The organism is Streptomyces sp. NPDC042371, from assembly GCF_056437465.1.
In genome coordinates, this window is sequence record NZ_JBWKAP010000004.1 from 294,199 (window position 1) to 306,505 (window position 12,307).

The 12,307-nt window shown below is 71.8% G+C and carries 10 protein-coding genes and 1 pseudogene; 8 read left to right on the forward strand and 3 right to left on the reverse strand.

What is annotated here, in order from left to right:
• The first annotated feature begins 58 nt into the window (after positions 1 to 58).
• The gene (gene qcrB, locus AC068B_RS14445) at positions 59 to 1,708 is read left to right on the forward strand and encodes a cytochrome bc1 complex cytochrome b subunit (protein ID WP_478671705.1); all 1,650 of its coding nucleotides are present in this window, start codon (positions 59 to 61) and stop codon (positions 1,706 to 1,708) included.
• Between the two features lie 187 nt (positions 1,709 to 1,895).
• On the forward strand, positions 1,896 to 2,750 hold the full coding sequence (locus AC068B_RS14450) for a metallophosphoesterase family protein (RefSeq protein ID WP_478672078.1): 855 nt from the start codon (positions 1,896 to 1,898) through the stop codon (positions 2,748 to 2,750).
• A gap of 359 nt (positions 2,751 to 3,109) precedes the next feature.
• Here the strand turns inward: AC068B_RS14450 and AC068B_RS14455 are convergent, their stop codons facing one another.
• The 3 genes and pseudogenes from AC068B_RS14455 to AC068B_RS14465 form a co-directional block, all read right to left on the reverse strand.
• Positions 3,110 to 4,600, reverse strand: a complete 1,491-nt coding sequence (locus tag AC068B_RS14455) for a helix-turn-helix domain-containing protein (RefSeq protein ID WP_478671707.1) — start codon at positions 4,598 to 4,600, stop codon at positions 3,110 to 3,112.
• A 75-nt stretch (positions 4,601 to 4,675) separates the two neighbouring features.
• The gene (locus AC068B_RS14460; protein ID WP_478672080.1) at positions 4,676 to 6,580 is read right to left on the reverse strand and encodes a potassium channel family protein; all 1,905 of its coding nucleotides are present in this window, start codon (positions 6,578 to 6,580) and stop codon (positions 4,676 to 4,678) included.
• Positions 6,581 to 6,652: 72 nt separating this feature from the next.
• Positions 6,653 to 6,853 (reverse strand): annotated as a pseudogene (locus AC068B_RS14465) (ADP-ribosylglycohydrolase family protein); the annotation flags it as partial.
• Between the two features lie 331 nt (positions 6,854 to 7,184).
• Here AC068B_RS14465 and AC068B_RS14470 point away from each other — a divergent pair.
• From AC068B_RS14470 to AC068B_RS14495, 6 genes are all read left to right on the forward strand, one after another.
• Complete coding sequence (locus AC068B_RS14470; RefSeq protein ID WP_478672081.1) at positions 7,185 to 8,444, forward strand: alpha-L-fucosidase; 1,260 nt, start codon at positions 7,185 to 7,187, stop codon at positions 8,442 to 8,444.
• Positions 8,445 to 8,579: 135 nt separating this feature from the next.
• Entirely contained in the window at positions 8,580 to 8,846 is a 267-nt protein-coding gene (locus AC068B_RS14475; RefSeq protein ID WP_478671708.1) for a hypothetical protein, read from the forward strand.
• Positions 8,847 to 8,962: 116 nt separating this feature from the next.
• Complete coding sequence (locus AC068B_RS14480; protein ID WP_478671709.1) at positions 8,963 to 9,802, forward strand: TetR/AcrR family transcriptional regulator; 840 nt, start codon at positions 8,963 to 8,965, stop codon at positions 9,800 to 9,802.
• Between the two features lie 51 nt (positions 9,803 to 9,853).
• Positions 9,854 to 10,750: a beta-keto acid cleavage family enzyme gene (locus AC068B_RS14485; protein ID WP_478671710.1), complete on the forward strand. Its 897-nt coding sequence runs from the start codon at positions 9,854 to 9,856 to the stop codon at positions 10,748 to 10,750.
• A gap of 56 nt (positions 10,751 to 10,806) precedes the next feature.
• Positions 10,807 to 11,763, forward strand: coding sequence for a 3-hydroxyacyl-CoA dehydrogenase NAD-binding domain-containing protein (locus AC068B_RS14490; protein WP_478671711.1), 957 nt, complete (start codon positions 10,807 to 10,809; stop codon positions 11,761 to 11,763).
• A complete protein-coding gene (locus AC068B_RS14495; protein ID WP_478671712.1) occupies positions 11,760 to 12,275 on the forward strand; it encodes a thioesterase family protein in 516 nt (171 codons plus the stop codon). The genes AC068B_RS14490 and AC068B_RS14495 overlap by 4 nt, the downstream gene beginning before the upstream one ends.
• Positions 12,276 to 12,307 lie beyond the last annotated feature (32 nt).

Sequence of the window (12,307 nt, forward strand, 5' to 3'; positions counted from 1 at the left end):
CAGCTGTTGGAACCGTCACCCGTGCGACCTACCCTGGAACCGCCTGAAAGGGAGTCGCATGAGCGGACGCATCGAGCGCACCGGGACGACGAGTGCACGACCTGTACGGCTCGGCAAAGGAGAGCGGATCGCCGACTGGGCGGACGGCAGACTCGGCATCAACTCCCTGGCCAAGAGCCAGATGCGCAAGATCTTTCCCGACCACTGGTCGTTCATGTTCGGGGAGATCTGCCTCTACAGCTTCATCATCCTCATCCTGACCGGCACCTATCTGACCCTCTTCTTCGATCCGAGCATGACCGAAGTGGCGTACGACGGGTCGTACGTGCCGCTCAAGGGCATCCTGATGACCAGGGCGTACGAATCCACGGTGGACATCAGCATGGAGGTGCGCGGCGGCCTCCTGATCCGGCAGATCCACCACTGGGCCGCGCTCGTCTTCGTCGCAGGGATGCTCGTGCACATGATGCGGGTGTTCTTCACCGGCGCGTTCCGCAAACCGCGCGAACTCAACTGGACGTTCGGCTGGACCCTGCTGTTCCTCGGCATCATCACCGGACTGACCGGCTACTCGCTCCCCGACGACATGCTCTCCGGCACCGGCATCCGCTTCGCACAGGGCGCCATCCTCGCCACCCCCGTCATCGGGACGTACCTCTCCTTCTTCCTCTTCGGCGGAGAGTTCCCGGGGGACGACATCATCCCGCGGCTCTACCCGATCCACATCCTGCTGCTTCCGGGCATCATGCTGGGGCTCGTCGTCGTCCACCTGATCCTGGTCTTCTACCACAAGCACACCCAGTTCGCCGGTCCTGGCAAAACCGAGAAGAACGTGGTCGGGGCGCCGCTCCTGCCCGTGTACATCGCCAAGGCGGGCGGCTTCTTCTTCCTCGTCTTCGGCGTCCTCGCGATCATGGGCGGTCTTGCCACCATCAACCCGGTCTGGCTGATGGGCCCCTACCGTCCCGACCTGGTCTCCACCGGCGCACAGCCCGACTGGTACCTGGGCTTCTCCGAGGGGCTCATCCGGGTGATGCCGGGGTGGGAGATCAACGCCTGGGGTCACACGCTCAACCTGGGTGTCTTCATCCCCTTCATGCTCTTCCCGCTGATCCTCCTCGCCATCGGCGTCTATCCGTTCATCGAGTCCTGGGTCAAGGGCGACCGACGGGAGCACCACATCGCGGACCGGCCGCGCAACGCTCCGGTGCGCACCGGCCTCGGTGTCGCCTGGCTGGCGCTGTTCGGCGTGCTGATGGTCGGTGGCGGCAACGACCTGTGGGTGACCCACTTCCATCTCTCCATCAATGGCGTCACGTGGTTCGTGCGCATCGGCGCCTTCGTCGTGCCCGTCCTCGCCTTCCTCGTCACGCACCGCATCTGCCTCGGACTGCAGAGCAGGGACCACGAGAAGGTGCTGCACGGCAGGGAGACCGGCACCGTCAAACGCCTCCCGCACGGCGAGTACGTCGAGGTCCACGAACGGCTCCCGCAGGCCGAGCTGTACCGCCTGACCGCCCACGAACAGCCCCGGCCCTACGAGATCGGCCCCGTGGTCGACGCCAACGGCGTCGTCCGCAAGGTCCGCCCGGCCGAACGCATCCGCGCGCGGCTGGCCCGCGCCATGTACGGCCCCAAGGCGCAGGTGCCCAAGGCGACGCCGGAGGAGTACCTCGCTGTCCGGCGAGGTGAGGGCGATCACCACTGAAGGCGGCGCCTGGAAGCGGGCGCCACGATGCGCAACCGCATGCGCGACGAGGGCGGCGACACCGAGTTCGAGCCCGGGACCAAGGAGGTCGAGCGGAACGCGGAGCTGCGCTGGCGCGGCGCGTCGCCGAGCTGCGCTGAGACTCGGCGGCCGCGCCGCGGTCCGGCTCGGTTAGCCTCGCAACGTGATGGCATCCGAGAAGACCCCGAAGCTGCTCGCGATCAGCGACCTGCACGTGGCGTACGCGGAGAACAGGAAGTACGTCGAGACCATTCGGCCACAATCGGACGGGGACTGGCTGATAGTCGCCGGCGACGTCGCCGAGCGCATGGCCGACATCGAGTGGGCGCTGCGCACGCTCGCCGGACGTTTCGCCAAGGTGGTGTGGTCGCCGGGCAACCACGAACTGTGGACCCCCAAGGACGACCCGGTCCAGCTGCGCGGCGATGCGAGGTACCAGCACATCGTCGGGCTCTGCAGGGAGTTGGGGATCGCCACCCCCGAGGACCCCTACCCCGTGTGGCGCGGACCCGGCGGCCCGGTCGTCGTCGCCCCGCTCTTCCTCCTCTACGACTACTCCTTCCGCCCCGAGGGCACGCACACGAAGGAGGAGGCGCTGGCGGTCGCCCACGAGTCGGGCGTCGTCTGCACGGACGAGTACTTCCTGCACCCCGACCCGTACGCGACCCGTGACGACTGGTCCCGCGCCCGGGTCAAGCAGACCGAGGAGCGGCTCGCCGAGCGCCCGGAGGGCCTGCCCACGGTCCTGATCAACCACTGGCCGATGCTGCGCGAACCCACCCGCATCCTGCGCTACCCCGAGTTCGCCCTGTGGTGCGGTACCGAGAGCTCGGCCGACTGGCACGTCAAGTACGAGGCGGCCGCCGTCGTCTACGGCCACCTCCACATCCCGCGCACCACCGTGCACGACGGTGTGCCGCACATCGAGGCGTCGGTCGGCTACCCGCGCGAGTGGCGCAGGGACTTCCACCCGGACCCCCACCTGCGACAGGTCCTGCCGGTGCCGCCCGTCGAGGGGTGACGGGCGGGCGCCCAACGACCCGTCCCCCGCACGGGTCGTTGGGCGAGATCTGTGCACAGGCCGTCGCGCCTGCGAACGCAGTTCGTGATCCCTTGTGCCGGGGCTGATGACGCGGAGGCTCGCGAAGGGCGGGTGCCCTTCTTGCCGCGACCATCGGGATCGCCATGGCGGCGGCGAGCGCGGCCAGGCCGAGGCTCCGGGCCATCGTGCGCCTGGCCGGTGTGGTGGGCTTCTGCGTGTGGTGTTCGATCACTTCGCGCCCCCTTCCGTGATTCCGGGCACCACAGACGTTAGGAGGCCGGGCAGTTCGCGGCCATGGTGCACGGTGCGCAACGGTGGGCCCCGGTTGTGCACGGTGCTCAGCGCAGCCGGAGCTCGAGGATGCGCAGGGCGTGGACGAGGTCGGGGATGCCGGTGCCGTGGGTCAGGAGGTCGACGCCCAGGGCGGCCTCCGCGGCGCGCAGGTGGGCCCGGACGGTGTTGCGGCTGATGCCCAGGCGGAGGGCGGCCTGCTGGGCGTCGGTGTCGGTGTCGAGCCAGGCCTGGAGCGTGCGCCGGTGGCGGGCGTGCAGGGGGCGCAGCAGTGTCTGGGCCCAGGCGGCCGCGGCTTCGGCGGCCAGCAAGTCGTCCAGCTCGGGCGGTGGTTGGCGGTCGTCGGCTGCCGGGTCGGGGTCGGGGGCGGAGCCGCTGAGGGCGAGGGCCAGGTGGACGGCGGCATGGCACCGGACGTCCGTGAGGTCCTGGCCCAGGGCCTGTTCCACCTGTCTGATGTGCGCGGTGACGGTGTTGCGGCTGAGGCCGAGCAGACGCGCCACACCGGACCGGGGCGCGGTCATGGCCAGGCGGGTGATGTCGGCGCTGGCCCTGGGGACCGAGTCCAGCGGCTGCAGGAGCGTGCGGGCCCAGCGGGCCGCGGGCTGCCGGGGCAGGAGGCTCTGCAGCGAGGTCTGGCCGTGGTAGAAGGCCACGCGGCCGGGGGCGGCGCGGGCGGCGGCCAGGGCGTGGGCGGACTGGCTGTAGGCCTCGGCCGTCGCCCCGAGGGGGTGCGCGCCGCTGATGCCCAGCGCATAGCGCGGGTTGTCCCTGACCAGACGGATCAGGGTCTCGCCCAGTCCGGGCGGCCGGGCCCGGCCGCCCGGGGCGCCGTCCTCCTCGTCGTCGGCGACCAGGCAGATCAGATGCTCGTTGAAGGCCGGGCAGTGCACCACGATGTCCCGGCCGTGGTAGCCGGAAGGGTCCTGGTGGATCCGCGCGATGCGGTCGCGGTCGGCCGACGGGCAGCGCAGCAGATGGATGCGCAGCCGTCGCGCCTCAAGGAGCGGCGGCACGTCACCACCGGTCATCCGACGGGCCAGCACCGGCCCTCCGGCCATCAGCGCGTGCAGCACGGCGAGCCGCAACTGCCGTGCCTTGCGCTGGTAGTCGCGCATGCTCCGATCGCTGTCCCCGGCCTGGCGCAGCATGGCGAGGACGCTGCTGGTGTGGGGGACGAGGGCGGCCGTCTCCGGGGCGGGCTCCACGGGACCGGCCACCACCAGCACCGGGCGCGGCCCGTGGGGCCCGATGCCCTCACAGCGCACGTGCAGCCCTTCGGCCTGGGTCACGGCCGAGGCCAGCTGCCCGGCGCACAAGCGCGCGAGCAGCGGCGCGATCGGGCGCAACACCCCTGAAGGGAAGCCCGCGGTGGCCGACTCCACCGTGCGCGTGTCGTGGGCGACCAGCGCGACGTGGGCGCCGGTCTGCCGGTGCAGCCAGTCGAGCACCCTGCGTATGTCCGGCTCGGCTTTGCCCCCGGCCTGACGGCGCACCTCCCGCAGCAGCCCGTCGAGCCTTTCGGGCTGCCCCTGCACTCCCGTGGCAACGATCGCTCCGTCCCCCTTCGCGCCTGCCCCGGGGCGCCCTGCCGCCCCGGTGGGAACAGCTTCTCAGGGCTGGGCGGGAAGCGGTCTGCGCGCGAGGAGTTCGGCGAGCCCCTGACGGGTGGCCGCCAGGACGACACGGTCCTCGGGGCGCAGTTGGTAGTCCGGGTCGAGCTCCCACTCCAGGCCGGAGGAGAGCCCGGATTCCTGGTCCGACGAGCGCTCCAGTGCGACGACGCGCCACGCCCCGGGACGGAACACCTCGGCGATCTTGCGGCCCGTGAGCTGCGGCTGGAGCGAGACGTCGAGGGCCGCGAAGAGCAGCACCGAGCGCTCGACGGGCAGGGCGCCCAGGATCTGGCGGCCCATCATCGCCCCGGCGAAGGCGGGCGCGGCCAGCGCGGACACACTGCGGCTGCGGGTGAGTGCGCCGGGGTGCGCGGCGCGCAGGGTGCGGTAGACGGCGGTCGCGAACTCGTCGTCGTACAGCCGCAGCGCCACCCGCAGATCGGGCTTCACCGACCGTGCGTACAGCGCCGCTTCGAGGTTGATGGTGTCGGCGCTGGTCAGCGCGAGGAGTGCGTGGGCGCGGTGCACCTTGGCCGCCTCCAGGACACCCTCCTCCGTCACGTCGCCGATCACGGTGGGCACGCGCAGGCGCCGGGCCAGGGAGATGCCGCGGGCCTCGGGGTCGGCCTCCACGCACACCACCGGGATGTCCAGCTCGCGCAGCCGGGCGAGCACCCGGGTGCCGATCTTGCCGAGGCCGAGCAGGACGACGTGGCCGGAGAGGCCGCGCGGCGGGCGGCGCAGCGAGGACGCGGTGCGGAAGGTGCCGAGGGCCTCCAGGACGGCGGCGAACAGGATCGGCAGGAGCAGCAGCCCGACAAGGCCCGCGAGGAGCTGGAGGACCTGACGGCTCATCGGTCCTTCGGTCGCCGGGTCGTTGATCGAGAAGAGGTCGAGGAGCGTCAGATACGTCGCGTGCAGCGGGGTGGTGTCCTTGGTGGTGACGATCGACGCGATGGCCATGCCGAGGACGGCCGCCGCGAACCCGGCCACCGACCAGCGCAGCCGCCGCGAGAACAGCTCGCGCAGCGGCACCCCGCGCCCCGCGAGGAACCCGGGCGGCAGCGGGGCGGACCCCGAGTACGAGACGGCCTCCAGGACCAGCGCGCCCCGCCCGGGAGAGGCCGTGACGGCATTGTCGTCGGGCAGCAGCCGGGGCCCCGCGCCGACGCCCGCGTCGTCGGAACCCTCCGATCCCGCAGGGTCGTTGGCGGTGGACGAGAGCAGCGCGAGCGTGGCGAGGCCGCGCGGCGCCACCTGGCCCGGCGCCGGAGGGGTGCGCTCCACGGCGCGCAGCAGCAGCCCGTCGGCGTGCACGACCTTGCTGGTCCCCGCGACCGCGGTGGCCGCGAGGGCGGGCGCCGCGGTGTCGGCGTCGGACAGGACGGTGACGCTGGCGTCGGTGGTGGCCAGGCCCGCCACGGCGGCGGCCTGGTCGAGCAGCTCCTCCACGTGCTGGCCGAGCTTGCGGTTGTACAGCCGGATCACCAGGCGCAGCCGGGGGTTGAGCCGTCGCGCAGCCAGCGCCGTGCGGATGTTGGTCTCGTCGTCGTCATGCATCAGCGCGAGCGCGGCGGCCTGCGGGACGCCCGCGTCGACGAGGACGTCGTCGGTGAGCTCGGTGGCTTCCAGGGTCCGCGGCAGATCCGCCGCGCCGCCCTCACCGTTGCCCTGCCCGTTTCCGCTCCCGCTGCCGTGCGCGGACCCGTTCCCAGTGCCGGTGGTGCGTGACACCGCGGCAGTGATACGTCCGATCAGTGCGGTCGTCCGGGCCCGCCCCGTCAGCCGACTCGGCTCGCCGCCGCCGGGCGGCAGGACGAGGACGACCTGTTCGCCGTAGACGCCACGGAGTTCGGCGGCGAGGCGGTGGGCCAGGACGTTGTCACCGCCGCACACGACCATGTGGCCGGGTGCGGGCAGCGGTGGGCGCGGTGGGGGAAGCGAAGATGCGTGCGACACAGAAGAAAGAGTGCCTCATGTGGCCGCGCGGTTCCCCGAGTCGAGCCGCTCGGCGAGTTCCACCAGGTCCGCGAGGCGCAGCACCCGGGCGGGCGCGGCCGCCCCCGGCAGCGGCACGTGGAGGGGTTCGGTCCAGCGGCAGGGGATCGCACCGAGCCCGTACCGGGCACCCGCCAGGGCCCCGGTGACCGCCGCGACGGTGTCCGTGTCGCCGCCCCCGCACATCTCGCCGCCGCGCCCGCCGCCCGCGGCCGGGAAGTGCGCGGAGAACGCGCATTCGTCCCCGAACTCGAAGGGAGCGCCCAACGCGTCCCCCACGGCCAGCCCGACGACGGCTCCCGCGACGCGTTCATGACGTTCCATCCGATGAGAGTACTGAGCGTGCTGAGCGTGTTCCGAGGAGCGTCACGAGGAGCCGTGGAGACGACTCGTGGAGAAGAGGGTGAGAAGACCTCCGACCTCTTGTCCCCGGAACCTTGAGCGACTTAGCCTGCTCGCGCTCCTTACCGGCGACCGGGAACCACCCACCGAGGGAGAACCACCCGTGATCCAGCCCTGGTTCGGCGACGCCAAGCTCGGCATCTTCCTGCACTGGGGGATCTACAGCGTGGACGGAGTGGCAGAGTCCTGGTCGTTCTTCGACGGACGGGTGCCCTACGACCGCTACATGGCGCAGCTCGACGGATTCACCGCGGCGCGGTACGACCCCGAGGACTGGGCGGACCTGTTCGTCCGCGCGGGCGCCCGCTATGCCGTCCTGACCGCCAAGCACCACGACGGCGTCGCCCTCGGGGACACCGCCGCGAACGACCTGTCGGTCGTCAAACGCACCCCTGCGGGCCGTGACCTCATCGCCCCCTACGTCGCCGCACTGCGCGCCCGCGGCATCAAAGTCGGCCTGTACTACTCGCACTTGGACTGGTCCCACCCGGACTACGCCACCGTGCGCCCCGCAGGGCAGGGCCCGGCCGAGCGCGGCAACCCCTACTCCATGCCGGTCGCGGGCGACGAATCGCCGGAGCGCTGGGCGGAGTTCCTCGCCTTCCACCGCGTCCAGGTCAGGGAGCTGCTCGAACGGTTCGAGCCCGACCTGCTGTGGTTCGACGGCGAGTGGGAGCGCAGCGCCGAGCAGTGGCGGATGGCCGAGCTCGCCGAGGAGATCGCCGCGCTCAGCCCGCACACCGTGGTCAACGGCCGCCTCACCGGACACGGCGACTACGCCACGCCGGAACAGGGCGTGCCGATCGAACCGCCCTCCCAGCCCTGGGAGTTGTGCCTCACCGTCAACGACTCCTGGGGCTACCAGCCGCAGGACACCCGCCACAAGTCCCCGCGTCAGCTGATCCGCATCTTCGTCGAGACCATCGGGGGCGGCGGCAACCTGCTGCTCGACATCGGCCCGAAGGGCGACGGCACGCTGCTCCCCGAGCAGACGGAACGGCTCGAAGCGCTGGGGGAGTGGACGGGGCGGCACGCCGACGCCGTGTACGGGACGGTGCGGGGCCTGCCGCACGGCCACTTCTACGGGCCGTCCACGCTCTCCGCCGACCGCCGCACCCTCTACCTCTTCCTCTTCGACCGGCCCAACGAATACGTCGTCCTGCGCGGCGTCCGCAACGCGGTGCGCTCGGCGCGCGTGCTCGGCAGGGACACCGAGGTGCGCCACGAACGGGTCGGCGGCCTCGGCGACGTACCCGGCTGGGAGTACGTGCACCTCACCGACGACCACCTCGACCCGCTCTGCACCGTGCTCGCCCTGGACCTCGACGGCGCACTCGACCTGTACCGCGAACACACCCGCGACTGACCCCCGCGGCCCCCCCACCGACCTCGACCGAAAGGCACCACCAACGTACGTACAACGCCACCTGGAGGTTGCGGGCCGCACGTCATCAGAAGCAGCGTCCGAGCCTGTGTCGCGTTCCTCTCGCTCACCGCCCTCGTGGCGCCCCTCGCCCCCGCCGCCCTGCGCTCCGGCGTTCCCGACCGGCAGTTCCCGCACGATGCCGACCGCTGGCTGGACGCCACCGAGCTGTGGGGCCAGGCGCCGCGGCGGGAGCGCGAGGCGATGGACGAGGTCGCCGCGCGGATCGCGAAGATCACCGTCGACCTCGCCGAGCACCACCGGCGCGGACCCGTGAAGATCGCCGACCCGTTCCTCGACGACTTCGTCGGCGGGGTGTGGGAGCGGCATGACGCCTCCGACTGATCCGTCAGTCAGAATCGCAATTCCCACCCGGTGTCGCGGTATGAACTGGTTAATCTCGGAGAGAAGCGCCGCCCGCGCGTTGCGTTCGCCGCAACGCGCGGGTAGGGTCGCCGACCATGCAGTACGACCCCGAGGTGGCCGACCGCGTCCGCAAGGTGATCGCCGACGCCGGTGTCACCCAGCGCGAATTCGCCCGCCGCATCGTCATGGACCCCTCCAAGCTCTCCCGGTCGCTCGGCGGCACCCGGCGCTTCACGGCCGCGGAGCTCGCCCGCATCGCGGACACGGGCGGGGTCGACGCGGGCTGGCTGCTCGGCGCCGTCCGGCCCCCGGAGCCCGCCGTGCGGCGCGAGCGCGCCGTGGCGCCCGAGGGCGGCCGCCCCCTGCAGATCGTCCGCGAGACCGTCCGGCTCATCGCGGAGCGCGGCTTCCACGCCGTCCGCGTCCAGGACATCGCCGCGGCCTGCGACACCAGCACCGCCGCCATCCACTACCACTTCCCGGGCCGCGACGACCTCCTCGAAGCCGCGGTGCGCTGGTGCATGGACGAGGACACCGCGCGCCGCGCGGCCCGGATCGCGGACGCCGCCGACACCGCGGACGAGCTGCGCCAGCTGATCGAGCTGCAGATCCCCCGCACCCCGCAGCAGCGCTGGCAGTGGAGCGTCTGGCTCGACCTGTGGGCGGAGGCCGCCCGCTCCACCGCCATGGGGCGGCTGCACGCCGACTACTACCGGCAGTGGCGCACCACCGTCGCCGACGTCATCCGCCGCGGCATCGCCGAAGGCGTCTTCCGGCTCGCCGACCCCGAGGCCGCCGCGCTGCGCCTGACCGCGCTGATCGACGGCCTCGCCACGCAGGTCCTCGCCTCGGCGCCCGACAGCCCCGGCGCGAGCCCGGACGACATGCACGAGTCCCTCGTGGCCTACGTGGACGCCACGCTGACCGCGCACTGACAGCTCGTCGAAGACCTCTTACAACACCCCACCCCCGAGGGAGAGTTCAGCATGCCCGTGAACGACAACGTGATCATCACCGCCGCCCTGACCGGTGCCGGTGACACCGTCCACAAGAGCCCGCACGTGCCCGTCACGCCCGAGCAGATAGCCACCTCCGCGGTCGAGGCCGCCGACGCGGGCGCCGCCGTCGTGCACATCCACGTCCGCAACCCCGAGACCGGCGCGCCCTCCCGCGACCCGCGCCTGTACCGCGAGGTCGTGGAGCGCATCAAGGAGACCGGCACCGACGTCGTCATCAACCTGACGGCGGGCATGGGCGGCGACCTCGTCATCGACCCCATCCTGCCGCTGCAGGACCTCGGCGAGCTGCCCGGCACCGACCTTGTCGGCGGACTCGACCGCCTCCCGCACGTCGAGGACCTCCTCCCCGACATCTGCACCCTCGACTGCGGCTCCCTCAACTTCGGCGACAACCTCTACATCTCCACGCCCGACATGCTCCGCCAGGGCGCCAAGCGCATCCAGGAGCTCGGCGTCCGCCCCGAGCTGGAGATCTTCGACACCGGCCAGCTGTGGTTCGCCAAGCAGCTCCTCGCCGAGGGCCTCCTCGACAACCCCACCGTCTTCCAGCTCTGCATGGGCATCCCGTGGGGCGCCCCCGCCGACCCGGGCGTCCTGCAGTCCATGGTCAACATGCTTCCCGAAGGCGCCCAGTGGGCCAGCTTCGCGCTCGGCCGCATGCAGATGCCGTGGGTCGCCCAGTCCATCCTGCTCGGCGGCCAGGTCCGCGTCGGCCTGGAGGACAACCTCTACCTGGGCAAGGGCAACAAGGTGACGAACGCCCAGCTCGTCGAGCGCGCCGTCCAGATCACCGAGAACCTCGGCTCGCGCGTCGCCACCCCGGACGAGGCCCGCCAGAAGCTCGGCCTGAAGCCCCGCTCCTGACTGACCTCCTCACACCCCGGTACCCCCACACCTGCACCCCCACAGAGGACATCACCATGAGCAACACCGCCCCTGAAGACGTACGCCGCGTCGCCTGCGTCGGCGCCGGAGTCATCGGCGGCGGCTGGGTCGCCCACTTCCTGGCCCGTGGCTACGACGTCACCGCCTGGGACCCCGCCCCCGACGCCGGACAGAAGCTGCGCCGCCTCGTCGAGGCCGCCTGGCCCGCGCTCACCCAACTCGGGCTCGCCGAGGGCGCCTCGCAGGACCGCCTCACCGTGACCGCGACCCTCGAAGAGGCCGTCGCCGACGCCCAGTTCGTGCAGGAGAGCGCCCCCGAGAAGCTGGAGCTCAAGCGCGACCTGCTCGCGCGCCTCGACGCCGCAGCCCCCGCCGGTGTCGTCATCGCCTCCTCCACCTCCGGCTACCCGATGACCGACATGCAGACCGAGGCGGCGACCCCGGGCCGCCTCGTCGTCGGGCACCCCTTCAACCCGCCGTACCTGATACCCCTCGTCGAGGTCGTCGGCGGCGAGCGGACCGACGCCGACGCAGTGGCGTGGGCGTCCCGCTTCTACGAGGTCGCGGGCAAGTCCGTGATCACCATGAAGAGCGAAGTCCCCGGCTTCATCGCCAACCGCCTCCAGGAAGCCCTGTGGCGCGAGGCCCTGCACATGGTCGCCAACGGCGAGGCCACCGTGCGGGAGATCGACGACTCCATCACCGAGGGCCCCGGCCTGCGCTGGGCGTTCATGGGCCCGATGCTCACCTTCGCGCTCGCGGGCGGCGAGGGCGGCATGGCCCACATGCTCGACCACTTCGGCCCGTCCCTGAAGTCCCCCTGGACGCGGCTCGAAGCCCCCGAGCTCGACAGGAAGCTGTACGACGCCGTGGTCGCGGGCTGCGACGACGCGGCGGACGGCCGCACCATCGCGGACCTCGTCGCCGAGCGCGACCAGGGCGTCATCGACGTCCTGCGCGCCACGGGCCGCCTGAACGGAGGCAACAAGTGAGCGAGTCCCAGACCCAGCCCGAGGTCCAGCCCCTGCCCCTGGCCCGCCACCGCGTCCGCCCCGAGTGGATCGACTACAACGGCCACATGAGCGAGGCCTTCTACGTCCTCGTCTTCGGCTACGCCACGGACGCCATGATGATCGAGACGGGCCTGCACGCGGGCTACCGCGAGTCCACCGGCTGCTCCCTGTACACGGTCGAGGCGCACGTCCGGTACCTGAACGATGTCTCCGAAGGAGCCCATCTCGCCGTCCGCACCCGCCTGCTGGGCGCGGACGCCAAGAAGGCACGCTTCACGCACGAGATGTACGTGGTGGAGGACGAGGGCGACGAACCGGCGCCGGACGCCGCCCCCGTGGCCACCACCGAACTGCTCGCGCTCCACGTCGACCAGAACGCGGGCCGCGCGGTGCCGTTCCCGGCGGAGATCCGCGCACGCCTGGAGGCCTTGACGGAACCGGCCCCGGACTGGGCAGGCCGTTCAATCGCCGAGGTACCCCGGACCACTTAGGGGCGCGGGGAACTGCGGGATCAGTCCCGACG

Excerpts from the sequence above, each read along its gene's own strand:
- qcrB (WP_478671705.1), top strand. The coding sequence starts at position 59 with ATGAGCGGACGCATCGAGCGCACCGGGACGACGAGTGCACGACCTGTA.
- AC068B_RS14450 (WP_478672078.1), top strand. The coding sequence starts at position 1,896 with ATGGCATCCGAGAAGACCCCGAAGCTGCTCGCGATCAGCGACCTGCAC.
- AC068B_RS14460 (WP_478672080.1), bottom strand. The coding sequence starts at position 6,580 with ATGGTCGTGTGCGGCGGTGACAACGTCCTGGCCCACCGCCTCGCCGCC.
- AC068B_RS14480 (WP_478671709.1), top strand. The coding sequence starts at position 8,963 with ATGCAGTACGACCCCGAGGTGGCCGACCGCGTCCGCAAGGTGATCGCC.
- AC068B_RS14485 (WP_478671710.1), top strand. The coding sequence starts at position 9,854 with ATGCCCGTGAACGACAACGTGATCATCACCGCCGCCCTGACCGGTGCC.
- AC068B_RS14490 (WP_478671711.1), top strand. The coding sequence starts at position 10,807 with ATGAGCAACACCGCCCCTGAAGACGTACGCCGCGTCGCCTGCGTCGGC.